Origin of the sequence: Streptomyces sp. NPDC093795 (assembly GCF_044764665.1) — a bacterium.
In the GTDB taxonomy this organism is placed as follows: Bacteria; Actinomycetota; Actinomycetes; order Streptomycetales; family Streptomycetaceae; genus Streptomyces.
Window position 1 is genome coordinate 165,667 of record NZ_JBIWIO010000005.1, and the last position, 25,985, is coordinate 191,651.

Sequence of the window (25,985 nt, forward strand, 5' to 3'; positions counted from 1 at the left end):
TGCTAGGAACGTGTTCCACTCCGCACAAGCCCCCCGGCCGAGCAAGCGCTTGGAAATACGGCACCCGGGGCGCGGGCCGTCCCCGGCCCCGGACCCGCTATCCTCCGCCGACGACGACAACCGCGCGCGGCGGCGCGGTACGGCCGAAATGAGGGGCTGGATGGAGACAGGGGCGGCGGGCGTGGGACGCGAGGGCGAAGCCGGGGCTGAGATGGAGTCGGGGATCGGGGCGGGGGTCGGGGCGGGGTCGGAGATCGGGGCGGGGTCGGAGGTCGGGGCGGGATCGGGGGCGGTTCCCGCGGCCGGGGCCGAAGGAGAAGCCGGGGCCGGGCGTGAGGGCAGGCCGTACGACGTGGTGCTGTTCGGGGCGACCGGGTTCGTGGGCGAGCTCACCGCCGCGTACCTGGCCGAGCACGCCCCCGCGGAGTGCCGCTGGGCGCTCGCGGGCCGCAACCGGGCCGGCCTCACCGCCCTGCGGGAACGGCTCGCCGCCCGCTGGCCGCACTGCGCCGGGCTGCCGCTCGTCGTCGCCGACGCCGCCGACCCCGGCTCACTGCGCGAACTCGCCGAGTCCACCCGGGTGGTGGCCACCACCGTCGGCCCGTACGTCTGGTACGGCGACGGGCTCGTCGCCGCCTGCGCGGAGGCCGGCACGGACTGCGTGGACCTCACCGGTGAGGCCGAGTTCGTCGACCTGACGTACGTCCGGCACGACGCGCGCGCCCGGGAGACCGGTGCCCGGATCGTGCACGCCTGCGGATTCGACTCCGTCCCGCACGACCTGGGCGTGTACTTCACCGTCCAGCAGCTCCCGGAGGGCGTACCGCTCCGGGTCGACGGCTTCGTCCGGGCCGGCGCGACCTTCTCCGGCGGCACGTTCGCGTCGGCGCTGACCGCGTTCGGCCGGGGCCGCGAGATCCTGGCGGCCGCGCGTGAACGGCGCCTGCACGAACCGCGGTTGGTGGGCCGCCGGGCCAGGGCGCCGCTGGGAGCACCCCACTTCAGCCGGGAGACCGGGACGTGGGCACTGCCGCTGCCCACGCTCGACCCGCAGGTCGTGGCCCGCTCCGCCGCCGCCCTGGAACGGTACGGGCCGGACTTCCGCTACCGGCACTACGCCTCCGTGAAGACGCTCCCCATGGCGCTCGGTGGCGCCGCCGCCGTCGGAGCGAGCGTGGCGGCGGCTCAACTGCCTCCGGTACGCGACTGGCTGATGGCGCGTTACCAGGCGGGCCAGGGACCGTCCGAGGAGCGGCGGGCCCGCAGCTGGTTCTCGGTGCGCTTCGTCGGCGAGGGCGGCGGACGCCGGGTCTTCACCGAGGTGTCGGGAGGCGATCCGGGGTACGACGAGACGGCCAAGATGCTCGCCGAGTCGGCCCTCTGCCTCGCCTTCGACCCGCTCCCGAAGACGGCGGGCCAGGTGACGACGGCGGCGGCGATGGGCGAGGCGCTCACCGCCCGGCTGAGCGCGGCGGGGATCCGCTTCCGGGTGGCGCACCGGGGCTGAGCTGAGGGGCGTACGGCCCCGATCAGGGCCGTACGAGCCGGAACGGGTGCCCGGCCGGGTCGGCGTAGACACGCCAGGCCGGGTCGCCGCCCCCGTCGTCGACCCCGCCCCCGCCGAGCAGTACGGCTCCGATCGCGAGGACGGCCTCATGGGCGGCCGCCAGGTCGTCGACCCGGACATCGAGGTGGAACTGCTGCTCGGGCGCTCCCCAGACGGGCGGCCGGTGATCTGCCACGCCCTGGAAGACGAGGGCCTGCCCCCCGTCGCCGCGCAGCACGGCGGCGCCCTCGCCGACGGCCCACCGTGGATCGGAGCTCTCCACTTCCCCGCCGATCAACTGACGGTAGAACTCGGCGAGTTCCCGGGCGTCCGGACAGTCGAGGACGAGACAGCGCAGTCGCCCGATCACGCGAGGACCCAGGCGGCGACGACGTACAGCATGGCGCAGGACCAGGCGAGGGCGACAAGGCCGGCGCAGGCGAGAACCAGGTTCAGGCCGCGCCCGGCGGAACGCGACGGAGCGGAGAGGGGTGTTGTCATGGACCCCACCCTGCCGGGCGGGGCGAGGCCTCGGTATCCGTACAGCTACTCAGCTTGTCCTTCAAGGTCGGACCGGGCCAGTGGCGACATGAGCGGCGGGGAACCAACCGCCCCAAGGAAATCCATGGCACCGACAGCCTTCGAGCGACGAGACTGGGTGGGTGAACCCCCTGCCGCCGGCCCCCCGCCCGCTCCCTGTACCCGTACCGGACCCGCGCGCCCGCAACGTCGTTCTCGACTATGAGCTCACAGAAGGCGCCGTAACCAGCGCCGCCCCTCGGCCCGAAGCGACAGCCGCCTGCATGAGCGGAGAACAGCCCGAGGACCGACTCGCACGGCTTTGGGAGGAACACCGGCGCGCACCGTATCCCGACAGCTTTCGCGGCGTGGACATCGAGGGCGTGGAACTGGTCCTCCTGGACGCCGATGTCGCGGGCCTCGTCCACAGCGAGCTGAACGGGGGACTCGACGACAACGGCGTTGCCATCCTCTGGGCCTGTATCGCCGACCTCGACAAGATCGAGGCCCGGATCAACTCGGAGTACTGCGCCTCCTACTTCACGAAACTCCGGACGATGGCCAAACTCGCAGCGGCGGGCCACATCCCCACCGCGATCTGACCCCCAGGGTTGACTTACACGGCGGCAAGCCAGGCACCTCGGCTTCGTCCACAGGGCTCGAGCCGAGCAAGGTGACGCGAGCCCCTGACATGCGGCCCGCATTCAGACGGTGAACGACAAGCTCAGGTACCGCTCACTCCTCCCCCAGCGCCTCCTTCAGGGCGCGGCGGCAGAGGGAGTCGGCGTGGCGGGTGGTCTCGGGGAGTCGGTAGCGCGGGGTGAGGTGGAGGGTGTGGGCGCAGGCGTTGGCGAGGGAGACCCGGTGGCCGACGGAGACGAACACCGGCTTCACCCCGGACCGGGTGCGCAGGGCGCGTCCCACTTCCTCTTCGTCGGCGAGGAGCGGGGCGAACTCGCCGCGTGCGGCGCCGGGTTGCTCGTACGTGAAGGTGAAGGGGTTCTTCGCGACGCCGATGGCCGGCCGGCCGGTGAGCACCCCCAGGTGGCTGGCGAGCCCGATGCGGCGGGGGTGGGCGAGGCCGTAGCCGTCACAGACGAGGAGGCCGGGGTCGACGGTGAGGCGGTCGAGCGCGGCGAGCACGGTCGGGATCTCGCGGAAGGCGAGGAGCCCGGGGACGTACGGGAACGAGACCCGGCCGACCGCCGTGGTCTCCGCCACCACCTCCAGGGTCCGCGCGTCGAGGACGACGGCCGCCGCCGCGACCAGGTCGCGCTCGTCGTCGTAGGCCACGTCGAGCCCCGTGACGTGCCCTTCGCCGATCGCCGGCCCTTCCTCTTCGCGTACGAGACGCCCGCGCAGCTCCTGTTGGACGGCTCGGGCGGCGGTCTCGTCGGCGGGCCAGCCCGCCGGAATCTCGATGATCGTCATGATGCGGGCCACCCTATGTTCGCCCGTGGGCCGGCTCCCGGGCGGAGGGCACCGGGTAGCCTGCGATCATGTTCGTACTGGAATTGACCTACACCGCGCCCGTCGAGCGGGTCGACGCGCTGCTCGACGCGCACATCGAGTGGCTGGACGCGCAGTACGCCGCCGGCGTGATCGTCGCCTCGGGGCGCAAGAACCCTCGTGACGGCGGGGTGATCCTGGCCGCCGGGGTCGACCGCGCGGAGATCGAGAAGATCGTGGCGGCCGACCCGTTCAGCGTCGAGGGGGTGTGCGCGTACCGGATCACGGAGTTCTACGCGACCAAGACGGCCGAGGGCCTGGCCGCTTTCCGGGAGCAGCTGCCCTCGTAGGTGACCGGGCTTGATGCCCGGGCTGGGGGCCGTACCCGGCCTGGGTTCCTACGGAGCCAACCGCGCCACCGCTATCCGGCCCTTCTCGCCCGAGGCCCAGCAGGAGCCGTCGGGTGTGCAGTCCACCGTGTCGTACGAGCCGGTGTCGACCGTGCGCCAGGTGCGGCCGCCGTCGGTGGTCAGGTCCGTGCCGGTCGGGCCGACGGCGAGCGCCGCGTTCCGGCTGTGCGGGAGCCAGGCGACGCCGGAGCGGTACGCGGGCGGGGCCGTGGCCGAGGCGCGCCAGGTGCGGCCCCCGTCGCCGGTGACCGCGGCTGCCTGCGGGGACGGCTGGTCCTTGCGGTAGTCGCCGCCGACGGCGATGCCGTGCGCACGGTCCCGGAACGCGAGCCCGAAGACGCCTCGGGCCGGGTCACCGGCCGGGACGGGCGAGACGGTGGCGGTCCAGGTCAGCCCCCGGTCGGCGGAGTGGAGCACGCGCGCGGTGGCCCCGCCGCCCGTCGCCAGCCACACGTCCCGCGGCCCGGCCGACACCAGGCACTGGCCGCTCGCCGCGAACCCCGCCTCGCCGGGGAGCGCGTCCGGCATCCCGGCGCTCGGCAGTACCTGCCAGGAGCGGCCGCCGTCGCGGGTGGAGAGGATGCGGTACTTCCCGTCGACGGGGTCGCTCATGGCGAGTCCGTGCCGGCGGTCGAAGAACGTCATGCAGTCGTAGAAGGCGCGCGGATCGGTGTTGCGGAAGGACTCGGTCCAGGTGGCTCCGCCGTCCTCGGTGCGCAGCACGCGCGAGGCCTCCCCCTCCCCGATGGCGAGGACGACGGCCCGGCGGGCGTCGAAGGCCTCCACGTCCCGGAGTTCCAGCTCGGCCGCACCGGGCGGTGAGACGTTTCGCCAGCTCCGGCCGCCGTCGGTGGTGCGCAGCACCGTGCCCTTGGAGCCGGCGGCCCAGGCGGTGCGGCGGTCGACCGGCGCGAGGCCGCGGAAGCGGGCGTCGGTACCGGTCGGCGTCAGTTGCCATCCGGTCGACTCCCGTCCGTCGGACGCTGGTTGGCCACCTGTCCCGGTCACCGTCCCGGTCACTGTCGTGGGCGCGGTCGTGGGCGCGGTCGTGGGGGTCTCCCCGGCGCGCGCCGGGGCGGTCAGGGTCAGCGCCAGCGCCGCCCCGATCAACCCCACCGACATCATTCGTCTCGTCTTCCCCATGGACGTCATGGCGCCGGAAGCTATTACCCCCGGCCGCTCCCCGTCCAGGGCGCGTCCCTCGCCCGCGTCACCTTGGAGCCCCGCCGATGCCGCCATGCGGGCGATGCCGTACGGCATCCGGCCCCTCCGAAACCAGCCGTACTCCGCTGGCCCCGGGCCGTGCGCCGCGGTCGGCGGTGGCCTGTCTCCACCACGCTGACCTGCGCCGCCGGTCCCCGGCACCCTCGCGGCGACCGGTTCGGTGACGCAACTCACGTGGGTCCCGAGTGCACGTTCCGGCCGCCTCACTCGTCTTGGCAGGTGTCAGGTGCCCTGGTGTCGGGGAGACGCACAGGATCCGAAGCCCGCGTGAGAGGAGCCGGTCTTGTCCGCCGTCATCGAACAAGCCGTTGAGGCACGAATGGTCGCATCCACTCCGCGGATGGAGACGGTCCCCGCCACCCTGCGGTACGACCGCGAGGACCCGTACGCCGTGAGCATGGCCTTCCCGCCGCTTGCGACCCTGGAAGGCGTCGAAGTCTCCTGGGCCTTCGCGCGTGAACTCCTCGTCCAGGGAGTCGAGCGCCCGGCCGGGGACGGGGACGTACGCCTGCGTCCGTACGGGTACGACCGTACGGTGGTCGAGTTCCACGCCCCGGAGGGAGTGGCCATGGTCCACGTCCGGACCTCGGAGCTGCGCCGCTTCCTCGAGCGCTCGGAGCACCTGGTGCCGGCGGGGCGCGAGCACCAGTACCTGGACTGGGACGAGGACCTGGCGAAGCTGCTGCACGGCCGCCCGTAACGAGGCCGCGGGGCTCGCCCCGTAAATCGTTTGCCGCCCTCCCGCGCCGATGCGTACGGTCAGTACCGACCCAGTCGTCATCTGATCGGAGAAGGACGTTGCTCGTCTGAGGCTGCGAGACACCGTGCCGCGCGTGCCCCCTGTGCCGCGTGTGCCGTTCTCGACCTCGGCGTACGAGCCGTACTTCTTACTGCCCGCGCCCCGGTGTCTCCACGCGTCGCATCCAGTCACGCTCGCGCTCGCACCTCCGGGAGGCCCCTATGGCGCATCACCCCACTTTCATCACCTGTACCTCCGTCTCCTTCTCCTGGCCGGACGGCACCGAGGTCCTCGACGACTTCCGTCTCGCGGTCGGCCCCGGCCGCACGGGGCTCGTCGGGCTCAACGGCTCCGGCAAGTCCACCCTCCTCAAGCTGATCGCGGGCGAACTGACCCCGGTCTCCGGCACCGTCCGGGTCACCGGCGAACTCGGCTACCTCCCGCAGAACCTGGTCCTGGACACCTCACGCCGGGTGGACGAGATCCTCGGCATCGCCGCGAAGCGGGCCGCCCTGCACGCCATCGAGGCGGGGGACCCGGCGGAGGAGCACTTCACCGCCCTCGCCGACGACTGGGACGTGGAGGAGCGGGCCCGCGCCACTCTCGACCAGCTCGGGCTCGGTGCCGTCGGTCTCGACCGGACCGTCGGTGAGGTCTCGGGCGGCGAGTCCGTACTGCTGCGCCTCGCCGCCCTGCTGCTCGCCCGGCCCGACGTCCTGCTGCTCGACGAGCCGACGAACAACCTGGACCGGCACGCCCGGGCGCGGCTGTACGAGGCGGTGGAGAGCTGGTCCGGCGTCCTGGTCGTGGTGAGCCACGACCGGGAACTCCTGGAGCGCGTCGACCAGATCGCCGACCTCCGTGACGGCGCGGTCACCTGGTACGGCGGCGCCTGGTCCGCCTACGAGGAGGCACTCGCGGCCGAACAGGAGGCGGCGGAGCGGATGGTCCGGGTCGCCGAGGCGGACGTGCAGCGGCAGAAGCGGGAACTCAGCGACTCACAGGTGAAGTTGGCGCGCCGCAAGCGGTACGGCCAGAAGAGCTTCGAGAACAAGGTCGTACCGAAGATCGTGGCGAACAACCGCAAGAGCGAGGCGCAGGTCTCGGCCGGCAAGCACCGGGCTCTGCACACGGAGCGCCTCTCGGAGGCACGGGAGCGGCTCGACGCGGCCGTGGAGGCGGTGCGGGACGACGACGAGATCCGCGTCGAACTGCCGCGCACCTCCGTGCCGCCGGGCCGCGAGGTCCTGTTCCTGCGGAACCTGGAACTGCTGTACGGGGCCCGGGTGAACGGCGAGTTCGAGCTGCGGGGGCCGGAGCGGATCGCGCTGGTCGGCCGGAACGGCGCCGGGAAGACGACGCTGCTCCGGACGATCGCCGGGGAGCTGCTCCCGCTGTCGGGCGAGGCGGAGGCGCGGGTGCCGCTCCGCTTCCTGCCGCAGCGGCTCGATGTCCTCGACGACGGGCTGAGCGTGGTGGAGAACGTGGCCCGGTTCGCGCCCACGGCGACGGGGAACGCGATCAGGGCGCGACTGGCACGGTTTCTGTTCCGGGGGGCGCGGGCGGATCAGCCCGTGGGCACCCTGTCGGGCGGGGAGCGGTTCCGGGCGACGCTCGCGGCGCTGCTCCTCGCGGAGCCGGCTCCACAGCTGCTGATGCTGGACGAGCCGACGAACAACCTGGACATGGCGTCGGTACGGAAGCTGACGGCGGCCCTCGACGCGTACGAGGGCGCGTTGGTCGTGGCGAGCCACGACGTGACGTTCCTTGAGTCGCTCGGGATCACCCGCTGGCTGCTGCTCGACGGTGAGCTGCGGCCGACGACGGCGGAGGAGGTCAGGGGTCTGTCGGAGGGACGTCGCTAGCGGTGCAGTAACGCCCAGGACTTCGTACCGCCGCCGGGGGTGAGGACGGGGGCGAGGCCCCAGTCCCCTCCGTGCGCGTCGACCGCCGCGGCCAGCAGCCACATGCTGCGGCTGCGGCGGTCCCGGCATTCCTCGGCGGCGGTGGGCGAGGCGTGGGCGGGATGCTGGTCGTAGAGCACGATCCGCAGCGCCTCGAACTGCCAGCGGACCCTCAGGATCATCTCCCGGTCGGGGGTGAACCGGTAGGCGGCGGAGACGAGTTCGGAGGCGGCGAGGGTGGCGGTCTCGCAGAGGTCGGAGAGGCCGTGCCGGGTGAGGAGCGACTCGACCGACCGGCGCGCGAGTCCGGCGCAGTAGGCGCCTCCTGGGAGGAGCATCGAGTAGCTGAGGTTCTCCGTGGCAGGGGGTATGGGTCCGGCCGCGGCGGCGGTCGGGAGGCAACGCAGGGCGCCCTTCATCGGGTTGCTCACTTTTCCTGTGCGGGGGGTAGCTCCACACGGTCGGTAGCCCCGTGTGAGACTGGCGCTACCGACCGTAGCGCACACATGGAGCACAGTGCTACTACTCGCAGGTACTCATGCCATATCGGCCATATCGACGTCACAGAACGAAAGGGAGACCGAGCGTGCCACCCAGGAGCAGTCCGACCGCGCGCCAGCAGCGACTCGGGAGCGAACTGCGCAGACTGCGTGAACAGTCGGGGATGTCGGCCCAGCAGGCCGCCGCCCTCCTGGGCGTCGACCGCACCCGCATCCCGCACATCGAGTCGGGCCGCTTCGGGATCAGCGCCGAGCGCGTCCGGACGCTCGCCTTCAACTACGGCTGCCCGGACACCGGACTCGTCGACCTCCTCGCCGGCATGGCCCACGAGCGGGACAGGGGCTGGTGGGAGGAGCACCGCGGACTACTGCCGCCCGCGCTCATCGACATCGCCGAACTGGAGTTCCACGCCTCGGCGTTGCACACCGCCGTAACCACCCACATCCCGGGCCTCCTACAGACCGAGCAGCACGCACGGGCCGTCTTCGACACCGCCGTCCCCCCACTGCCAGGACCCGACCTGGAAGCCCGGCTGGCCCTCCGCCTCCGCCGCCAGGAAGTCCTGGAGCGGGACCGGCCCGTACCCTACGAGGCCGTGATCCACGAGGCGGCGCTGCGCATGCAGTTCGGCGGGCCGAAGATCGCGCGGGGGCAACTTGAGCACGTCCTGGCGTACTCCGAGCGGGACACCGTCGCCGTGCGCGTCATCCCCTTCACCGCGGGTGGTTTCCCGGGAGCGGGGCAGTCGTTCACCTATGTGGCAGCGCCCGTGGCGCAGCTCGACACCGTGCAGCTCGACTCCTCCCACGGCTCCCTCCTCCTCGACGCCGACATGCAGCTGCGGCGGTACCGGGGTCTGCTGGACCGGCTGCGCGGGCTCGCCCTGCCCGCGGACGAGTCACGCGCGTTCGTCCGCACCATCGCCCAGGACCTGTGAGGGACCCCCACCATGAACGTCACGACCGGCACCACGACCGTCACGACCGGCACCGTCAGCACCACCGCCCGGCCCGGCGACCCCGCTGTCGAGATCGACTGGAGCGAGGCCTTCTGCAGCGAGGGCGCCAACTGTTTCCGCTTCGGACTCGACGACGCGGGCCGGGCGTACATCGGCTCGACCCTCTCCCCCGGCGCGTACGTCAGCGACTCGGTGGAGGCGCTGCGGGCCCTGATCCAGGCGGTGAAGGCCGGTGCGGCGGACCATCTGCTCTGAGCGGTCGGGCGTCTGCGCTGCGTAGCCGACCGGACGTCGCGCGAGTGGCGTCCACGACGTGACCTGCGTCTCCGCGACCCCGCCCGAGCAGCGCGCATAACGGAACGTAACCGGACATCGCCAGGACGGGCTTGGCCGACGCCTTACGGAGCCTTAACCTACGGTCTCGTAACCTACGAATCCGTAGGTATATCTGTATGCCCATCCCCTCCGTCCCCAGGAGTACTCGTGACGCTCACCTCTCCCCACCTCGACAGCTCGGCAGGGTGGACCGACGCCCGGCTGCTCTACGCGTTGGAAGAGGTCGTGGAGAAGGAGCTCAACCGGCACCTCAAGGTCACCAAGGACTGGATGCCGCACGAGTACGTTCCGTGGTCCGACGCCCGGAACTTCCCCGGCCTCTTCGAGGACGGCGAGGCCTGGGACCCGTCCCAGTCCAAGGTGACCGACATCGGCAAGATCGCGCTCGTGGTCAACCTGCTCACCGAGGACAACCTCCCGAGCTACCACCACGAGATCGCCAGCCTCTTCGGCCGTGACGGCGCCTGGGGCACCTGGGTGCACCGCTGGACCGCCGAGGAAGGCCGTCACGGCATCGTGATGCGCGACTACCTCCTCGCCTCGCGCGCCGTCGACCCGGACAAGCTGGAGCAGTTCCGGATGGCCCACATGAGCGAGGGCTTCGAGTCGGACAACCGGCACTCGATGCTGCACTCCGTGGCGTACGTGGCCTTCCAGGAGCTCGCGACCCGCATCTCGCACCGGAACACCGGCCACCAGTCGGGCGACCCGGTCTGCGACCGGATGCTCTCCCGCATCGCCACCGACGAGAACCTGCACATGGTCTTCTACCGGAACCTGCTGGGCGCGGCCTTCGAGCTCGCCCCCGACCTGACCATGCAGGCCGTTCGGGACGTCGTGGTCAACTTCCGGATGCCCGGACACGGGATGCCCGGCTTCGAGCGGGCGGCCGCGCAGATGGCGATCGGCGAGATCTACAACATGCGCATCCACCACGACGACGTCCTCCAGCCCGTCCTGCGCTTCCTCAAGGTCCTCCAGATCGAGGGCCTCGGCCCGGAGGGCCTCCAGGCGCAGGAGGAGCTGGGCCTGTACATGAACGGGCTCGACAGCGAGGCGAGCAAGTTCGACGAGAAGCTCGCGGCCCGCAAGGCCCGCATGGCCGCACGCGCGGCCGGCTGAGTCACCGGCGACGCGACGGGGGCGGGCCGGTTCCGACGGGGCGCCCGCGGTTCAGTGGCTCTGCCGCTTGAGCCGTACGCGGTTCAGTGGCTCTGCCGCTTGAGCCGTACGCGCTCCTTCTCGGAGAGCCCGCCCCACACGCCGAACCTCTCGTCGTGGCTCAGCGCGTACTCCAGGCACGCCAGGCGCCCCTCGCACGCCCCGCACAGCTGCTTCGCCTCGCGCGTCGACGAGCCGGGGGCCGGGAAGAAGAACTCCGGTCCCGCCTGGGCGCACAGGGCGTCCTCCCGCCACGAGAGGTCGGGGGCGGTCAGCACGTCGGTATCCATCCGCGGGTTCATGTCCATCCGCATGTCCATCTGCATGAGAGACACACTCCCGTAGTGCCGTAAACACGCCATCAACGTTCGATCAATGGCGGATACCGGACGCCGGGGGCCGCGGGCCGGGGAGATATCCGTACGGTCGTGCGGTCAGTATCATGGGGCGCATGAGCGGCAGCACCGGCAGCGGCACCGGCACCGGCAGCGGGACCAAGACGGACGGGCGCGTCGAGCGCGGCAACCAGACCCGGCGCCTCGTGCTCGGCCGGACGATGGACATCGCCTCGGTCGAGGGACTCGAAGGACTGTCCCTGGGGCGGATCGCGACCGAGCTGAACCTGAGCAAGAGCGGCGTCTTCGCGCTGTTCGGCTCCAAGGAGGAGCTCCAGCTCGCGACGATCAGAGCGGCCGTCGCCGTCTTCGCCGACCGCGTGGTCACGCCGCTGGAGGACGTGCCGCCGGGCGCGCGCCGGGTGCGCGAGCTGTGCCGGAACTGGCTGACGTACTCCTCGGACCGGGTGTTCTCCGGCGGATGCTTCTTCTACGCGGTCTCGGCCGAGTTCGACGCCCGTACGGGTCCGGTGCACGACGCCGTCGCCCGGACCCGCCATGACTGGACCGCCTACATGGAACGGGCCCTGACGGAGGCGCGGGCCGTGGGCGACTTCGTGGAGGACCTGGACGTGGAGCAGCTGGCGTTCGAGGTGATCGCCCTCATGGAGGCGGCGAACGCGCAGTCCGTGCTCTTCGGCGACACCCGGACCTACGCCCGCGCCGAGCGGGGCATCACGGCCCGCCTGCGGGCCTCGGCCACGGACCGGGGCCTGGCCGGCATGGACAACGCCTAGGAACCGTCCATCCCCACCCCTCAGCCGGCCGTCACCGGTTCCTGCGACGGCGCCGGCTCGCCCGCCGGAGCCGTCAGGAACTCCACCGCCTCTGCCACGACCGCCGGGTCCGTCAGGATGCGGCGGTGGCCGAGCCCCCGCGTGACGACGAGCCGGGCCCGGTCGCCGTGCGCCCGGGCGAGCAGGCGCGCCTGGGCGAGGGGCACCATGTCGTCGCCCTCGTCGTGGAACAGCAGGACGGGCGCGCCGAGTTCGCCGGGGTCCCGGTCGGCGCCGAAACGGTCCCAGATGCCGGGTTCGCCGGGCGCGATCCGCCGCTCGACGTGGTCGCGCATGCACCGGACGACCCGCTCGTCCAGCCCGAGTCCGGCCCGGAAGCCCGCGAGCAGCAGGTCGAAGGAGCCGACTCCGCCGAGGCCGACGAAGCGGGCCGTTCGGACGCCGTCCCTGAGGGCGAAGAGGGCGGCGAGAACACCGAACGAGTGCGCCACGACGGCGTCGAAGTCGCCGTGCCTGGCGTGCAACTCCCTGATGATCCCCCGGTATTCGACGATGTTGCTCGCCCGCCCCGGTGAGTCGCCGTGGCCGGGCGCGTCGAAGGCGACCGGGCTGTAGCCGCGCGCGAGGAGCGCCTCGATGAGGGCGGTGAGGCGGGAGGCGCGCGAGGACCATCCATGGACGACGAGGACGGGCCGGCTGCCGTCGCCCCAGGCGTAGGTGACGACGTCCTTGCCCCGGACCTGGAGGTGTCCGGTGCGGGCCGAGGCGAGGAGGGGCTGCTCCTCGGGCCTGACGCGCGCCCGTCCGAGCGGGCGGACGAAGAGGTGGAAGGCCCAGCGTCCGGCCGGCCCGGGGGCGACGCGGGCGGTGGCGTTCAAGGCAGTGCGGATGAGCGGAGCCATCGGGTACATGCCGGATCTCCTCGGTCGTCCTGGGTGGGAAAAATGCTAGCACGACCGTTCGTGTTGTTTCAGGGTCACAGGTGAGGCGGCCCGGCGGGGAACGCCGGCCCGCCTTCCGGTCAGCCGCTCTCCTTCTTCGCCCGGCTCGGCTGGACGCGCTTCGGCTCGCCCGGCATCTTCGGGTACTCCGGCGGGTACGGCAGGTCGCCGAGGCCGTGCTCCGCCTCGTCCCGCCGGGCCAGTTCGAGCAGGGACTCCAGGCTGAAGCGCTCGTCGTCCATGTCCGCGTGGACGTCGCCGACCTCCGCGTACCGGACCGGCATCTTCTTGATGTCGAAGTCCTGGGGCACCGCGTCGTCGACCTCCTCCCACCGCAGCGGCGCCGAGACGGGGGCGTGCGGACGCGGGCGTACGGAGTAGGCGGAGGCGATCGTGCGGTCCCGGGCCGTCTGGTTGTAGTCGACGAAGATCCGCTCGCCGCGCTCCTCCTTCCACCACTTGATGGTGACCCGCTCCGGCATCCGCCGCTCCAGCTCCCGGCCGCAGGCGATGGCCGCCCGCCTGACCTGCGTGAAGGTCCATCGGGGCAGGATCGGCACGAAGACATGGAGCCCTCGCCCGCCGGAGGTCTTCGGCCAGCCGCGCAGTCCGTGCTCGTCGAGGACGGCGCGCAGTTCGTGGGCGGCGCGGACGGCGTCGGCGTAGTCGGTGCCGGGCTGCGGGTCGAGGTCGATGCGGAGTTCGTCGGGGTGGTCGGTGTCGTCCCGTCGTACCGGCCAGGGGTGGAAGGTGACGGCGCCGAGGTTGGCGGCCCAGAGCACGGCCGCCGGTTCGGTGGGGCACAGCTCGTCGGCCGACCGGCCGCTGGGGAAGGTGATGTGGGCGGTCGGGATCCAGTCGGGCAGGTTCTTCGGCGCCCGCTTCTGGAAGAACGACTCGCCGGTCACCCCGTCGGGGTAGCGCTCCAGCGTGGTGGGGCGGTCGCGCAGGGCGCGGGTGACGCCGTCCCCCACGGCCAGGTAGTAGCTGACCATGTCGAGCTTGGTGTAGCCGGGTTCGGGGAAGTAGACCTTGTCCGGATTGGACACGCGCACGGTCCGGTCGCCGACTTCCAACTCCACCGCTGCCGCCTTGCCTGCCATGCCGGTCAGCCTAGGGCTCGCAGACAACTCCCGCATACCGGACAATCACCTCATGGATCTTCCGGTCATGCCGCCCGTGAAACCGATGCTCGCCAAGTCCGTGAAAAACATTCCGCCCGGGATGCAGTACGAGGCGAAATGGGACGGCTTCCGGGCGATCGTGCACCGGGACGGACCGGAGCTCGTCATCGGCAGCCGTACCGGAAAGCCCCTCACCCGCTACTTCCCCGAGCTGGTCGAGGCGCTCGCGGCCCGGCTGCCCGAGCGGTGCGTGGTCGACGGGGAGATCGTCATCGAGCACGAGGGCCGGCTCGACTTCGACCGGCTCAGCGAGCGGATCCATCCGGCCGACTCCCGGGTCCGCATGCTGGCGGAGACGACCCCGGCGCGGTTCGTCGCCTTCGACCTGCTCGCCCTCGGCGACGTCTCCCTGCTCGACGCCCCCCTGAGCGAGCGCCGGGAAGCGCTGGAACGGATGCTCGCCGGCGTCGACGCGCCGGTCCATCTGGCCCCGGCGACCCGGGACGCCGAGCTGGCCGGCAGCTGGTTCCAGCGGTACGAGGGCGCGGGCCTCGACGGAGTGATCGCCAAGCCCCTCGACCTGCCGTACCGGCCGGACGCCCGGCTCATGTACAAGATCAAGCACGAGCGCACGGCCGATGTGGTGGTGGCCGGCTACCGCTTCCACAAGAGCGGGCCGGTCGTCGGCTCGCTGCTGCTCGGCCTGTTCGACGACAAGGGCGCCCTCCAGCACGTCGGCGTGTGCGCGGCGTTCACCGCGGTCCGGCGTGCCGCGCTGATCGGGGAGCTGGAGCCGCTCCGGATGGACCCGCCGGCCGGTCACCCGTGGGCGGCGTGGGCCGAGGAGGCCGCGCACGAGGGGGCACGGCTGCCGGGTGCGCCGAGCCGCTGGTCGGGGAAGAAGGACCTGTCGTGGGTGGCGCTACGGCCCGAGCGGGTCTGCGAGGTGGGGTACGACCACATGGAGGGTGACCGCTTCCGCCACACCGCGCAGTTCAAGCGGTGGCGCCCGGACCGGACGCCGGAGTCCTGTGGTTACGGTCAGCTGGACGAGCCGGCCTCGTACGACCTGTCGGACATCCTCCGGTAGGAACGGCGGTCGCCCTCGGCGAGGATCGAGTCGACGGTCGTCCGGAATACGCCATTCCGCCGAGTGAGATGCTTCACATTCGCTCGGAGCCCGACCGCGCCCCAACCTCCCCTCGTCGGCAACGCGTTCGCCGTACGCGCGCGCGAAACGCAGGAGCGCTGCGCATCGCGGCGACGGCCACCCGCCCCCGTACCTGCGGGAACGTCCCCGTGCCCGCCCGGTGCCCGCGCCCACTCCCCCCGCCCCGGCTCCCGCGCGCGCCTCCGCGGGGCCGTCTCGTCGTTGCCCCGCCGGGACATCGCCGTACCGGAACCCGTACGGCGATCCGGTACGTATGGAGAGAACACCCTTCCACACCCCTTTCCGTACCCTTCCCCGAACCGCTAGGACTGACCCGTGATCACCTCGCCCTCGCGCCTCGTCCCCGTCCCGATCCCCGACCGTGTGGCCGCGCTGATCGGTGCCTGCCTGCCGCTGCACGTCCTCCAGGCCGAGGTCGACGCGGACTGCGCGGCACGCGAGGTGTACCGGTTCCGGGGGCCGCTGTGCACCGAGGACCGGGCCGACCGCGAACACGCGCTCGCCGCGCTCGCGCGGGCCAACAAGATCCTCGCCAAGCACCACCCGAAGCTGCCCGTCACCCCCTGACGGCCCGCCCGTTCGGCGGACCCCCGCATGCACCCGGACGGGGCCGGTGTGACGCTGCGAGAGTGACCACGACCAGCGACGCAGCGCCCGCGCCCCCGGCCGCCACCGAGCCGCCCGTCCTCGACCGCCGCCGCCGCAACATCGTCTTCGGCACCATCATGCTGGGTGTCCTCCTCGCCGCCCTCGACCAGACGATCGTCGGCACCGCGCTGCCCACGATCGTCTCGGACCTCGGCGGCGCCGCCCACATGTCCTGGGTGGTCACCGCCTATCTGCTCGCCGAGACGGTCGCGACCGTCCTCGTCGGCAAGTTCGGCGATCTCTTCGGCCGCAAGGTGATCTTCCAGATCTCGGCGGTCGTGTTCATCACCGGCTCGTTCCTCTGCGGACTCGCCACGAACATGACGCTGCTCATCGTCTGGCGCGGTCTGCAGGGCATCGGCGCGGGCGGCCTCATGGTCACCTCGATGGCGCTCATCGCCGATGTGATCCCGCTGCGCGAACGCGGCAAGTACCAGGGCGCGATCGGGGCCGTGTTCGGCGTCTCCACCGTCATCGGGCCGCTCCTCGGCGGCCTGTTCACCGACCACCTCAGCTGGCGCTGGGCCTTCTACGTCAACGTGCCCATCGCGATCCTCGTCGTCATCGCCGCCGCCCGCACCATCCCCTCCGTACGCTCGGCGAGCCGGCCCGTCATCGACTACGCGGGCATCGCGCTCGTCGCCGCCGGTGCCAGCGCCCTGATCCTGGCCACCAGTTGGGGCGGCAACGAGTACGCCTGGACGTCGGGGGTCATCATCGGCCTCTTCGTCGGCGGCCTCCTCGCGCTCGCGCTGTTCTGCTGGGTGGAGACCCGCGCCGCCGAACCCATGCTGCCCATGCGCCTGTTCGGCAATCCCGTCTTCACCGTGTGTTCCGTGCTGAGCTTCGTCGTCGGCTTCGCCATGCTCGGCGCGATGACGTTCCTGCCGACCTATCTCCAGTACGTCGACGGGGACTCGGCCACCGTCTCCGGCATCCGCACCCTGCCCATGGTCGTCGGCCTGCTCATCGCCTCCATCTTCAGCGGCAACGTGGTCAGCAAGACGGGCCACTACCGGATCTTCCCGATCGCCGGCTGCCTGGTGATGGGCCTCGGGCTCTACCTGCTGTCCCTCATGGAACCGGGCACCAGCACCTGGCTCGCGTCGCTGTACATGTTCGTGCTCGGCGTCGGCATCGGCCTGTGCATGCAGGTCCTGACCATCGCCGTGCAGAACACCGTCGACTACGCCGACCTCGGCACCGCCACCTCCGGCGTCACCTTCTTCCGTACGCTCGGCAGCTCCTTCGGCACCGCCGTCTTCGGCACGATCTACGTCAACTCCCTGAAGCCCAATCTCGCCGCCGGGGTCGGCGAGGCATCGGCCGTCGCGGGGAGCACCGGTGTGGACCCGGCCGGACTCGGGCAGGCGGCGCAGAGCCCGGCCGGAGTGCACGGCCTGCCGGACGAGGTCGCGGAGCCGATCGTCCACGCCTACGCCGACACCCTCCACACCGTCTTCCTCTGGACCGTGCCGGTGGCCGCCGTCGGTTTCGTCGTCGCGCTCTTCCTCAAGCAGGTGACACTCCGGGACTCGGCGCGCGCCGCCGCACCCGACATGGGCGAGGGTTTCGCCTCCCCCACCACGGCGGGCGACTCGGCGAAGCTCCTCGAACTGTCCGTGGGCCGTATCCTGCGCCGTCTCGACGTCGACACGGCCCGGCGGATCGTCGCCGCCTCCGACACCCGGCTCGACCCGGCCGGGGCCTGGGCGGTCATGCAGGTCGAACTCTTCACCCGGACGGTCGGGCACGCGAGCCTGGGTCTGATCTCGTCGGGCCGGCGGATCCCGCCCGAGGTGCTCCTGCCGGTCTTCGACCGGATGGTCGACGAGGGGTTCCTGACCCGCGACGGCAATCTGCTCTCCCACACGCCGGCCGGCAAGCGGGAGGCGGACGTCATCACGCACGCGTGGGGCGACTGGCTGTCCGACCGGGTCGAGCAGGAACGCGGCCGGCCGAGCGGACCCGAACTGCGGGTGGCGACGGACGCCATCGCGAAGAAGTTCGTCGCCGAGGACCTCGCGAGCGGCCTGCCGTCCGGAGGACGGCAGACGGTCAAGGCGGGGGTGCGTTGACGCGGCCCCGGAGCGGCTTCGCCGCTACGGGGCGATGTCGCCGTCCACGTACACCCAGGCGCCCTCGTGGCGGGCGAAGCGGCTGCGCTCGCTCAGTGCGCCGGGCTCGCCGTCGTGGACGTAGCGCGCGGTGAAGGTGACGGTGCCGCCCTTGTGGAACGCCGTGCCCTCGGTGGCTCCCTCGATCTCCAGGCCGGTCCAGCGCATGCCCGGGTCGAAGTCGACCTCACCGGGACGGGTCTCCGGCGCCCAGGTGCGGAGCAGATAGGCCTCGTCGCGGACGACGAAGGCGCTGTAGCGGGACCGCATGAGCAGCTCGGCCGTGGGCGCCGTGCCGCCCGTGCCCGCGTGGAACCGTCCGCAGCACGCGCCGTACCGGGCGTCGAGCCCACAGGGGCAGGGCGAGGCCGCGGTCACGGCGGGGGCCGCGGCGGCGGTCGTACGGGGGCGGGGCTTGCGTCGGGACATGCCGCCATTGTCCCCCACGGGCGACGCGGGACCGCGCCCGGCATGTGGACGCCTCCGTGGACGCCCGGCCGGAATCCCGCTGCTCAGCGGGTGTGTCCGAGTAGCGTACGAGCATGAAACTGACGATTCTCGGAGGCGGCGGGTTCCGGGTGCCGCTGGTGTACGGGGCTCTCCTCGGCGACCACGCCGAGGGACGGGTCACCCACGTCACCCTGTACGACCTCGACGAGGGACGGCTCTCGGCCATCGCCAGGGTCCTCGCGGAGCAGGGCGAGGGGGTGCCGGACGCACCCGGGGTGACGGCGACGACGGACCTGGACGAGGCGTTGCGCGGGGCGGACTTCGTGTTCTCCGCCATCCGGGTCGGCGGCCTTGAGGGCCGGGCGGCCGACGAGCGGATCGCGCTCGCCGAGGGCGTGCTCGGTCAGGAGACGGTGGGGGCGGGAGGCATCGCGTACGGCCTGCGGACCGTGCCCGTGGCGGTCCACATCGCCCGCAGGATCGCGGAACTCGCCCCCGACGCCTGGGTCATCAACTTCACCAACCCGGCGGGCCTGGTCACCGAGGCGATGTCCCGGATCCTCGGCGACCGGGTCGTCGGCATCTGCGACTCCCCCGTGGGGCTCGGCCGCCGCGTCGCCCGCATCCTGGGCGCCGACCCGGACGAGGCCTGGATCGACTACGTGGGCCTCAACCACCTGGGCTGGCTGCGCGGGCTGCGGATCGGCGGCCGCGACGAGCTGCCGAGGCTGCTCGCCGACGAGGAGGCGCTCGGCTCGTTCGAGGAGGGCAGGCTGTTCGGCGCGGAGTGGCTGCGTTCGCTCGGCGCGATTCCCAACGAGTACCTGCACTACTACTACTTCAACCGGGAGGCCGTGCACGCCTACCGGTCCGCCGAACGGACCCGCGGCGCCTACCTCCGCGACCAACAGGCTGGTTTCTACCAGCAGATGGGGAAGCACGACACGCCCGCCCTGGCCGCCTGGCACCGTACGCTCGCCGACCGCGAGGCCACCTACATGGCGGCCAACCGGGAGGCCGCCGGGATCGGGGACCGCGACGAGGAGGACCTGGAGTCGGGCGGCTACGAGAAGGTGGCGCTCGCCCTCATGCGAGCGGTGGCGCGCGACGAGCGGACCACACTCATCCTCAACGTGCGCAACGGCACGACCCTCACCGCGCTCGACGCGGACGCCGTGATCGAGGTGCCGTGCTTCGTGGACGCGAACGGCGCCCATCCGGTGTCGGTGTCCCCGCTGCCGTACCACGCGGTCGGCCTGGTGACGGCGGTGAAGGCGGTGGAGCGGGAGGTCCTCGCTGCGGCGGAGAGCGGCTCCCGGGCGACCGCCGTCAAGGCCTTCGCCCTGCATCCGCTGGTCGACTCGGTGGCCGTGGCCCGTCGGCTCGTGGACGGCTACACGGCGGAGCACCCGGGTCTGGCGTACCTACGGCGCCGAGCCGACACCCGCCTGTACGGCTGACGAACATCTTTACGGCGTCGGGGGCGCGGCCTAGGCTCGCGCCCCATGACCTCACAGAACAAAGGTGTTCGACGAGAGGTGGCCCGCCTCGCTGCCGCCCGCCCGGTCACCGCCCGCCTTGTCACCGCCTGCCTGCTGGCCGCCGCTCTGGTGGGCACGGCGCCGGCGGCGGCGGAGACACCGACGCGGGGGGACGGTCCGGTCGTCGTCCCCGTCCAGACCACCGGGCCCGCCGACCGGCGGTTCAACCTGGTGTTCATGGGCGACGGCTACACCGCGGCGGAGATGCCGGTGTTCCGGGCGGACCTCGAACGGCATCTGAACACCTTGTGGAGCATCGAGCCCTTCGCCTCGTACCGCTCGTACATCAACGTGTGGGCGGTGGAGGCCCCTTCGGCCGAGTCGGGTGTGGACTGCGACCCCGGCCTGGACGCGCCCACCCGTGACACCGCGCTCGACATGGGCTTCTGGGGCGGCTGCGATCCGGACAGTGTGCAGCGACTGCTGACCGTCGACAGCCGGAAGGCCGCCGCCCTCGCCGATCTCGTCCCCGGCACGAGCCGCGCCAACCGGCAGGTCGTCGCCCTCGCGCACAGCTCCACCTACGGGGGCGCGGGCGGCGGTTACGCCACCGCGTCCGGCGGCAACGCGCTCTCCTCGCTCATCACCCCGCACGAGATCGGGCATTCGCTCGGCGGCCTCCAGGACGAGTACGACTACTACGCGCGGGGCGTCCCCGGCGAGGCCTACTCCGGACCTGAGCCCTCCTCCGCCCACCACACCCTCATGACGGAAGATCAGATGCGGGAGCGGCGGGCCAAGTGGTGGCGCTGGCTCGGTGAGGAGAGCGAGTCGGGCGGGGTCATCGGACGCCACGAGGGCGGCCTGTACAGCACGAAGGGTGTCTGGCGCCCGAGCCGGCACTCGCTCATGAAGACCCTCGGCTACTCCTTCGACCAGGTGGAGCGCGAGGTCATGGTCCAGGCGATCTCCGCGAAGGTGAACCTGGTCCAGGACCACACGCCGAACACGGCACCCCTCGGGGCGGACCGGACGGTGTGGGTGGACACCCTGCACCCCGTGGGCGGCGCGCTCACCGTGACCTGGCGCCTCGACGGACGGACGCTCCCCGCGCACGGCGCCCGCACGGTCGACCTGCGGAAACTGCGGCTCTCCCCCGGTCAGCACACTCTCACGGCGACGGTCACGGACCCGACGCCCTTCGTCCGCGACCCGGCGGTCCGCGCCTCCGCCGCCCTCACGCGTACGGTGAGCTGGACGGTGGACCCGGCCCTCACGACCGAGCGGGACGGGACAGGGGCCGCGTTCACCGGCCACACCCCCACCGGTTCGCCCGTCGGAGCCCGGACCGTCGTCCACGCGGACACCACCCACCCGGTGGACGGCACACCGGCCGTGCGGTGGCGACTCGACGGACGGCCGGTGGCGACCGGCCCCAACGACCGTGACCTGGAACTGGGTCGACTCCGCCTGACTCCCGGGACCCATACCCTGACCGCCCGTCTCGCGGGCGGGGACGAGGAGTTGCGCTGGACGGTGGACGCCCGGCCGGCCACTTCCGCGTACGAACTGTCCGAGCCGCTGCGTACGGTACGGCGCCCCGGCCGGCCCGTGGAGTACGTCTACGACGGCCCGTTCACGATGCGGCTGACCGCCCGGGACAACGAGGAGGGCGCGGTGGTGAGCCAGTTCCGGGTGGACGGCGACGGCTGGTACACGTACTACGGCTGGCCGACGGACGCGGACGCGCCGTTCCGTTTCACGCCGGGCGGCACGGTGATCGACGACCTCGTGTACGGGAAGCTGGGCCGTAGCCGGGCGGTGCCGTGGGACGACGCGACCCCGGACTACGGCACGCACGAGATCGAGTACCGCACGATCGACGCGGCCGGGAACGTGAGCCCGGCACGGGGCTTCCGGGTGACGCTGGTGCCGCCGGGGCGCTGACACGGGTCGGTCCGCATACGGATCAGGCCCGCGGACCGGAGGATCCGCGGGCCTTCACGCGCGCTGTTCCCGTCGGGTCAGAGCTTCCGGGCCACGCCGGCCCAGCCCGGGATGGGCTCGTCGCCCGGGACCGGGACGGGCTCGCCCAGCTCCGGGTGCCACTCCGCGGTGAGCGAGACGCCGGGCTCGACGAACTCCATGCCGTCGAAGAACGCGGCCAGTTCGTCCCGCGAGCGGGGCCGCAGGGTCAGGCCGCGCGCCTTGTACATCGCCGCCGCCTGCGCCGCGCCCTCGGGGTTGAAGTCCCCGGTGACATGCGAGAGGACCAGGTAGCTGCCCGGTGCCAGCTGGTCCACGAGCTTGCGGACCAGTTCGTACGCGCCGTCCTCGTCCCCGACGAAGTGCAGCAGGGCGAGCATCGACAGCGCGATCGGCTTGTCGAAGTCAAGGACCTTTCCGGCCCTTTCGAGGATGATCTCGGGATCGCGGGCGTCCGCCTGGATGTACTCGGTGGCCCCTTGTGGGGTCGAGCGCAGCAGGGCGGCCGCGTGCGCGAGCACGATCGGGTCGTTGTCGCAGTAGACGATGCGGGACTCCGGCGCGGCCTCCTGCGCGATCTGGTGCAGGTTGGGCTCGGTCGGGATGCCCGTACCGACGTCCAGGTACTGGCGGACGCCGTGGGCGCTGAGCCAGCGGATGGCGCGGTGCATGAAGGCCCGGTTGACGCGGGCCATGTCCCGGCCCCGGGCGTCGACGGTGAGGAGCTGGCGGGCCATCGCCTCGTCGACCGGATAGTTGTCCTTGCCGCCCAGGAACCAGTCGTACATGCGCGCCGGGTGCGGCGTGCTGGTGTCGATGCGTATCTCGCTCCGCTGGGCTGCGGGGTCCTGGGTCATCGGCTCTCCTGGTCGGGGTGAACGAGTGGCGCTGGAGCAAGAGTTACGCGACGGTAGGGGTGGGGCGGAAGGGGTCAGGTGAGGAGAAAGTCAGCCTGACCGGATTTTGCCCCCTGGATGAAGGCGGCGATCTCCCCGTGGGTGTAGATGAGCGCGGGTCCTTCAGGGTCTGCGGACTGTCGCACGGCGACTCTGCCGTCGGCCAGCTTCATGGCCTCCACGCAGTTGCCCCCGTTCCCGCCGCTCCAGGGCTTGTGCCAGCCTTCGGCACCGAGCTCAGCGGCGGGCATGCCGTTGTATATGCGATCCATTCACAGCTCCTTGCGGAGATTCAGGAGAATCTCCTTCGTGCGTTGTGCAGTCGCGGCCTGAGCCGCCATGCGGTCCATGACCTCCAGGTGGGATGCCACCTCGGGGCGCGCGTCGAGATAGACGGCGCCGGTCAGGTACTCGCTGTAGACCATGTCCGGGAGCTCCGGCATGGCGAAGCGGAAGAGGACGAACGGTCCGTAGGTGCCGGGGTGGTGGCCGGACGCGAACTCCGCGATCTGCAGGGTGACGTTCGGCAGCTCGGACGCTTCGAGCAGCCGGTCGAGCTGGTCGCGCATCACTTCGGGCCCTGCGCCGACCGGTCGGCGGAAGACCGTCTCGTCCATGATCACCCAGAACTTCGGGGCGTCCTCCCTGGTCAGCAGGGACTGGCGCTCCATCCGCAGGGCTACATGCCGTTCGGTCTCCTCGTCCTTGTCGGCATCGCTGCCGCCACCGACCGCCCCACTGCGCAGAATGGCGCGGGCGTAGTCGCCGGTCTGGAGCAGACCGGGGATGAACTGGGGTTCGTACGCCCGGATGAGGCTGGCGGCCCCCTCAAGGCTCACGTACATGGAGAACCAGCCGGGCAGCACGTCATGGAACCGCTGCCACCAGCCGGGAAGGTTGGCCTCCTCCGTGAGGGCGATGAAACCCTCCGCCTCGGAGTCCGTGATCCCGTACTCCTTCAACAGGAGCTGCACGTACGGAATCTTCAGCGCGACCTCGGCGGTCTCCATCCGCCGGACGGTGGCCGGGGCCACCCGGAGGATCTTCGCGGCCTCTTCCCGCTTCAGGCCGGCTCGCTCCCGCAGATCCTGCAGGCGCCTCCCGAGAACGACCTGTCCCACCGTGGGGGCGGACCGCGGCTCGCTCACTCTCAGACCTCCCCGACGCACTGTTTCGACGAGTGTGACACGAAGCCGCGCCAGAGAGAACACAGCACTCTGCAATTTTCAGAGTGCCACTTGCCAAGTGTCCGACTCAGGAGGACAGTGATCCGGTGAACCAGTACACGCTGTCGCCGTGCGCCACCGCGCCACGGCGACAGCGCCGTACGGCAGTCCTGCCCCACTGTTGTGAGGAACCGGTCGTGGCTTCTGGTAACGCGCAGCCTTCAGGTCTCTTGAGCCCTCGAGCCCCCAGGGTCATGGCCCAGCGCCCGCAGCCGCACGCCGATACCGTCCGCCGCTTCGCCTTCGAACTCCCGGCCCTCACCGCCTCCGTCGCGCGCGCCCGCAGACTCGCCGAGGAGCGGCTCATCCTCTGGGGCTGTGGCCCCGACATACGTGACACGGTGTCCCTGGTCGTCTCCGAGCTCCTCACCAACGCCGTGGTCCACACCGCGAGCGACCGGGTGATCTGCGAACTTCGCGAGGACGAGGAGACGCTGCGGATAGCTGTGCGGGACGAGGGCGGTCCGGCGGGACCGCGGATACGCGACTGCGGCGAGGAGGAACGAGGCCGCGGGCTCCTCATCGTCGACGCGCTGTGCACCGCCTGGGGCGCCGACCGCACCGGACACGGCACGGCACAGATCGTCTGGGCGGAGCTGGCCCACGGCATGGGGGAACCGTGCTGAGGTCGATGGCCACCCGCATGTTCCCGCTGCTGCCGGGGACCCGCAGGTCCCCCGACTCCGGCCGCGTGCCGGAACCCCGCCGCTCACCGGAACTCCTCACCGGCACGCGTGGCTCCGCGAGGCCCCGGGCACTGGGCGTCACCCGCCTCGCCGTCCCCGCCGGCCTCCACACCGGCCTCGGCCGCGACGCCGTCGGCGTCCCCGCCCGCTTCGGCTTCAAGATCCTCTCCCGCCTCCCCGTCAACGGCTGCGTCTACGCCGACTCCGACTGGTGGTGGTGGCTGGTCCCGGCCGGCTCCGACCACGATCTGACCTGGCCCCTGCCCGGCTGCTACGCCCCGGGCGCCGAGATCCCGAACCGCCGACCACGCCTCATCCACCACCCCGACGGCACCTCGCCCTACACCCCGCCGATCCCCCTCTACCTGCTGGTCTGCCAGCTGACGGGAACCGCCCCGTCGTGGACGGCGCCGCCGGTCAGCAGCTCGCTCTGACCGTACGGATCCTGCCGGGCGGCCGGGGATCGCCCTGACCGTACGGGCCCGGACGGCATAGGGTCGGGAGCATGTTCACCCCGCAGGGTCCCAGCCTCCGCGAGCTGACCGCCCAGGCCCTCTCCTCGGTCGAGCACGGCTACGACCTGCTCGCCGACACCTTCGACGCGACCCCCTTCCGTACCTCCGACCGCCTCCTGACCGCCGTCACCCGCACCCTGGAACCCCTCGGCCCCTTCGACTCGGGGCTCGACGTCTGCTGCGGCACCGGCGCCGGCCTCGGCGTCCTCCGCGCGGTCTGCGCGGGCCGGATCACCGGCGTCGACTTCAGTACGGGCATGCTGGCCCGGGCCCGCGACTCCCACCCCACCGCCGACCTGGTCCGCGCCGACGCCCTGGCTCTGCCCTTCGCCCCGGTCTTCGACCTGGCGGTCAGCTTCGGGGCCTTCGGCCACTTCCTCCCGGACGCCCAGCGCACCCTGTTTCGCGCAGGTCCACGCCTCCCTGCGCCCCGGCGGCACCTTCGCCTTCCCCCTGCCGGCCCCGCCCCCGGTCGGCTCCCGCCTCTACTGGATCCTGTGGGGCTTCGACGCGGCGATGCGCGTCCGCAACGCCGTCTGGCGCCCGCCGTTCGTCATGTACTACCGCACCTTCCGCCTCCCGGACGTCCGCACCCGCCTGCGGGACGCGGGCTTCGACGTCTCCCTCACCCCGGTGGAGACCCTGGGCCGCAGGGAGGACGGAAGCCCCCGGTGCCGGCTGGTGGTGGCGCGGAAGAACGGGGACCGGCCGGCCTGATCGAAGGCGGAAACGCGAAATGCCGGTCGATCCGAAGATCGACCGGCATTTCTGCTGGTGTCCGAGGGGGGACTTGAACCCCCACGCCCGATAAAGGGCACTAGCACCTCAAGCTAGCGCGTCTGCCATTCCGCCACCCGGACCAGGT

At 71.8% G+C, this 25,985-nt stretch carries 28 protein-coding genes, 1 tRNA gene and 1 pseudogene; 17 read left to right on the plus strand and 13 right to left on the minus strand.

Features of this window, described 5'->3' with window-relative positions; all coding sequences use genetic code 11:
* Window positions 1-160: 160 nt before the first annotated feature.
* Window positions 161-1,507: a saccharopine dehydrogenase family protein gene (locus tag ACIRB7_RS15810; protein ID WP_403598063.1), complete on the plus strand. Its 1,347-nt coding sequence runs from the start codon at window positions 161-163 to the stop codon at window positions 1,505-1,507.
* Window positions 1,508-1,529: 22 nt separating this feature from the next.
* On the opposite strand, the gene ACIRB7_RS15815 is transcribed toward ACIRB7_RS15810, so the two are convergent.
* Both ACIRB7_RS15815 and mmpA read right to left on the minus strand, forming a co-directional pair.
* Window positions 1,530-1,916, minus strand: a complete 387-nt coding sequence (locus ACIRB7_RS15815) for a VOC family protein (RefSeq protein WP_403598066.1) — start codon at window positions 1,914-1,916, stop codon at window positions 1,530-1,532.
* Window positions 1,913-2,047 carry a morphogenic membrane protein MmpA gene (gene mmpA / locus ACIRB7_RS15820; RefSeq protein WP_403598069.1) on the minus strand — a complete coding sequence of 45 codons (135 nt, stop codon included), beginning with the start codon at window positions 2,045-2,047 and terminating at the stop codon, window positions 1,913-1,915. Before mmpA ends, ACIRB7_RS15815 begins: the two co-directional genes overlap by 4 nt.
* A gap of 386 nt (window positions 2,048-2,433) precedes the next feature.
* Here mmpA and ACIRB7_RS15825 point away from each other — a divergent pair, with 386 nt between their 5' ends.
* On the plus strand, window positions 2,434-2,667 hold the full coding sequence (locus tag ACIRB7_RS15825) for a hypothetical protein (RefSeq protein WP_403598072.1): 234 nt from the start codon (window positions 2,434-2,436) through the stop codon (window positions 2,665-2,667).
* A gap of 133 nt (window positions 2,668-2,800) precedes the next feature.
* Here ACIRB7_RS15825 and ACIRB7_RS15830 read toward each other — a convergent pair whose 3' ends face one another.
* Window positions 2,801-3,496 carry an endonuclease V gene (locus tag ACIRB7_RS15830; protein ID WP_403598075.1) on the minus strand — a complete coding sequence of 232 codons (696 nt, stop codon included), beginning with the start codon at window positions 3,494-3,496 and terminating at the stop codon, window positions 2,801-2,803.
* A gap of 68 nt (window positions 3,497-3,564) precedes the next feature.
* Between ACIRB7_RS15830 and ACIRB7_RS15835 the strand changes: the two genes are divergently transcribed.
* Window positions 3,565-3,864, plus strand: coding sequence for a YciI family protein (locus ACIRB7_RS15835; RefSeq protein WP_030313612.1), 300 nt, complete (start codon window positions 3,565-3,567; stop codon window positions 3,862-3,864).
* A 48-nt stretch (window positions 3,865-3,912) separates the two neighbouring features.
* Here ACIRB7_RS15835 and ACIRB7_RS15840 read toward each other — a convergent pair whose 3' ends face one another.
* On the minus strand, window positions 3,913-5,076 hold the full coding sequence (locus ACIRB7_RS15840; protein ID WP_403598079.1) for a WD40/YVTN/BNR-like repeat-containing protein: 1,164 nt from the start codon (window positions 5,074-5,076) through the stop codon (window positions 3,913-3,915).
* A gap of 355 nt (window positions 5,077-5,431) precedes the next feature.
* Here ACIRB7_RS15840 and ACIRB7_RS15845 point away from each other — a divergent pair, with 355 nt between their 5' ends.
* Both ACIRB7_RS15845 and ACIRB7_RS15850 read left to right on the plus strand, forming a co-directional pair.
* On the plus strand, window positions 5,432-5,848 hold the full coding sequence (locus ACIRB7_RS15845) for an SsgA family sporulation/cell division regulator (protein ID WP_403598082.1): 417 nt from the start codon (window positions 5,432-5,434) through the stop codon (window positions 5,846-5,848).
* Window positions 5,849-6,108: 260 nt separating this feature from the next.
* Entirely contained in the window at window positions 6,109-7,752 is a 1,644-nt protein-coding gene (locus ACIRB7_RS15850; protein WP_403598085.1) for an ABC-F family ATP-binding cassette domain-containing protein, read from the plus strand.
* Here ACIRB7_RS15850 and ACIRB7_RS15855 read toward each other — a convergent pair.
* Entirely contained in the window at window positions 7,749-8,222 is a 474-nt protein-coding gene (locus ACIRB7_RS15855) for an ATP-binding protein (RefSeq protein WP_403598088.1), read from the minus strand. The genes ACIRB7_RS15850 and ACIRB7_RS15855 overlap by 4 nt on opposite strands.
* Before the next feature lie 155 nt (window positions 8,223-8,377).
* Here ACIRB7_RS15855 and ACIRB7_RS15860 point away from each other — a divergent pair, with 155 nt between their 5' ends.
* The 3 genes from ACIRB7_RS15860 (at window position 8,378) to ACIRB7_RS15870 (ending at window position 10,708) form a co-directional block, all read left to right on the plus strand.
* Entirely contained in the window at window positions 8,378-9,229 is an 852-nt protein-coding gene (locus tag ACIRB7_RS15860) for a helix-turn-helix domain-containing protein (protein ID WP_403598091.1), read from the plus strand.
* Between the two features lie 12 nt (window positions 9,230-9,241).
* Complete coding sequence (locus ACIRB7_RS15865; RefSeq protein WP_403598094.1) at window positions 9,242-9,505, plus strand: hypothetical protein; 264 nt, start codon at window positions 9,242-9,244, stop codon at window positions 9,503-9,505.
* A 228-nt stretch (window positions 9,506-9,733) separates the two neighbouring features.
* The gene (locus tag ACIRB7_RS15870; protein ID WP_403598097.1) at window positions 9,734-10,708 is read left to right on the plus strand and encodes an acyl-ACP desaturase; all 975 of its coding nucleotides are present in this window, start codon (window positions 9,734-9,736) and stop codon (window positions 10,706-10,708) included.
* An 83-nt stretch (window positions 10,709-10,791) separates the two neighbouring features.
* Here ACIRB7_RS15870 and ACIRB7_RS15875 read toward each other — a convergent pair whose 3' ends face one another.
* Window positions 10,792-11,067, minus strand: coding sequence for a WhiB family transcriptional regulator (locus ACIRB7_RS15875; RefSeq protein WP_403598827.1), 276 nt, complete (start codon window positions 11,065-11,067; stop codon window positions 10,792-10,794).
* Window positions 11,068-11,198: 131 nt separating this feature from the next.
* Between ACIRB7_RS15875 and ACIRB7_RS15880 the strand changes: the two genes are divergently transcribed.
* The gene (locus ACIRB7_RS15880; RefSeq protein WP_403598100.1) at window positions 11,199-11,879 is read left to right on the plus strand and encodes a TetR/AcrR family transcriptional regulator; all 681 of its coding nucleotides are present in this window, start codon (window positions 11,199-11,201) and stop codon (window positions 11,877-11,879) included.
* A gap of 20 nt (window positions 11,880-11,899) precedes the next feature.
* On the opposite strand, the gene ACIRB7_RS15885 is transcribed toward ACIRB7_RS15880, so the two are convergent.
* Both ACIRB7_RS15885 and ligD read right to left on the minus strand, forming a co-directional pair.
* The gene (locus tag ACIRB7_RS15885) at window positions 11,900-12,790 is read right to left on the minus strand and encodes an alpha/beta fold hydrolase (RefSeq protein WP_403598102.1); all 891 of its coding nucleotides are present in this window, start codon (window positions 12,788-12,790) and stop codon (window positions 11,900-11,902) included.
* A gap of 110 nt (window positions 12,791-12,900) precedes the next feature.
* Window positions 12,901-13,923, minus strand: coding sequence for a non-homologous end-joining DNA ligase (gene ligD, locus ACIRB7_RS15890; protein ID WP_403598105.1), 1,023 nt, complete (start codon window positions 13,921-13,923; stop codon window positions 12,901-12,903).
* A 52-nt stretch (window positions 13,924-13,975) separates the two neighbouring features.
* Between ligD and ACIRB7_RS15895 the strand changes: the two genes are divergently transcribed.
* The 3 genes from ACIRB7_RS15895 (at window position 13,976) to ACIRB7_RS15905 (ending at window position 17,841) form a co-directional block, all read left to right on the plus strand.
* Window positions 13,976-15,034, plus strand: a complete 1,059-nt coding sequence (locus ACIRB7_RS15895) for an ATP-dependent DNA ligase (RefSeq protein ID WP_403598108.1) — start codon at window positions 13,976-13,978, stop codon at window positions 15,032-15,034.
* Between the two features lie 396 nt (window positions 15,035-15,430).
* On the plus strand, window positions 15,431-15,682 hold the full coding sequence (locus tag ACIRB7_RS15900) for a hypothetical protein (RefSeq protein ID WP_403598111.1): 252 nt from the start codon (window positions 15,431-15,433) through the stop codon (window positions 15,680-15,682).
* Window positions 15,683-15,744: 62 nt separating this feature from the next.
* Window positions 15,745-17,841 (plus strand): MDR family MFS transporter, encoded by a 2,097-nt coding sequence (locus ACIRB7_RS15905; protein WP_403598114.1) that lies wholly within the window; start codon window positions 15,745-15,747, stop codon window positions 17,839-17,841.
* Between the two features lie 24 nt (window positions 17,842-17,865).
* Here ACIRB7_RS15905 and ACIRB7_RS15910 read toward each other — a convergent pair whose 3' ends face one another.
* On the minus strand, window positions 17,866-18,309 hold the full coding sequence (locus ACIRB7_RS15910; RefSeq protein ID WP_403598117.1) for a YchJ family protein: 444 nt from the start codon (window positions 18,307-18,309) through the stop codon (window positions 17,866-17,868).
* A gap of 113 nt (window positions 18,310-18,422) precedes the next feature.
* Between ACIRB7_RS15910 and ACIRB7_RS15915 the strand changes: the two genes are divergently transcribed.
* Together ACIRB7_RS15915 and ACIRB7_RS15920 are read left to right on the plus strand one after the other, a co-directional pair.
* Complete coding sequence (locus ACIRB7_RS15915; RefSeq protein WP_403598119.1) at window positions 18,423-19,790, plus strand: 6-phospho-beta-glucosidase; 1,368 nt, start codon at window positions 18,423-18,425, stop codon at window positions 19,788-19,790.
* A 78-nt stretch (window positions 19,791-19,868) separates the two neighbouring features.
* Window positions 19,869-21,758, plus strand: a complete 1,890-nt coding sequence (locus ACIRB7_RS15920; RefSeq protein ID WP_403598122.1) for a M64 family metallopeptidase — start codon at window positions 19,869-19,871, stop codon at window positions 21,756-21,758.
* Window positions 21,759-21,835: 77 nt separating this feature from the next.
* Here the strand turns inward: ACIRB7_RS15920 and ACIRB7_RS15925 are convergent, their stop codons facing one another.
* The 3 genes from ACIRB7_RS15925 to ACIRB7_RS15935 form a co-directional block, all read right to left on the minus strand.
* Window positions 21,836-22,654 carry an SAM-dependent methyltransferase gene (locus tag ACIRB7_RS15925; RefSeq protein WP_403598125.1) on the minus strand — a complete coding sequence of 273 codons (819 nt, stop codon included), beginning with the start codon at window positions 22,652-22,654 and terminating at the stop codon, window positions 21,836-21,838.
* A 74-nt stretch (window positions 22,655-22,728) separates the two neighbouring features.
* The gene (locus ACIRB7_RS15930; protein WP_015037566.1) at window positions 22,729-22,965 is read right to left on the minus strand and encodes a DUF397 domain-containing protein; all 237 of its coding nucleotides are present in this window, start codon (window positions 22,963-22,965) and stop codon (window positions 22,729-22,731) included.
* Window positions 22,966-23,841, minus strand: a complete 876-nt coding sequence (locus ACIRB7_RS15935) for a helix-turn-helix transcriptional regulator (RefSeq protein WP_403598128.1) — start codon at window positions 23,839-23,841, stop codon at window positions 22,966-22,968.
* Window positions 23,842-24,113: 272 nt separating this feature from the next.
* Here ACIRB7_RS15935 and ACIRB7_RS15940 point away from each other — a divergent pair, with 272 nt between their 5' ends.
* The 3 genes and pseudogenes from ACIRB7_RS15940 to ACIRB7_RS15950 all read left to right on the plus strand — a co-directional run bounded on the left by ACIRB7_RS15940 (window position 24,114) and on the right by ACIRB7_RS15950 (window position 25,837).
* Window positions 24,114-24,545, plus strand: coding sequence for an ATP-binding protein (locus ACIRB7_RS15940; RefSeq protein WP_403598131.1), 432 nt, complete (start codon window positions 24,114-24,116; stop codon window positions 24,543-24,545).
* Between the two features lie 5 nt (window positions 24,546-24,550).
* Window positions 24,551-25,039, plus strand: a complete 489-nt coding sequence (locus ACIRB7_RS15945) for a hypothetical protein (RefSeq protein WP_403598134.1) — start codon at window positions 24,551-24,553, stop codon at window positions 25,037-25,039.
* A 71-nt stretch (window positions 25,040-25,110) separates the two neighbouring features.
* A pseudogene (locus tag ACIRB7_RS15950) lies at window positions 25,111-25,837 on the plus strand (class I SAM-dependent methyltransferase).
* A gap of 55 nt (window positions 25,838-25,892) precedes the next feature.
* Here the strand turns inward: ACIRB7_RS15950 and ACIRB7_RS15955 are convergent.
* Window positions 25,893-25,980: transfer RNA gene (locus ACIRB7_RS15955), tRNA-Leu, on the minus strand.
* Window positions 25,981-25,985 lie beyond the last annotated feature (5 nt).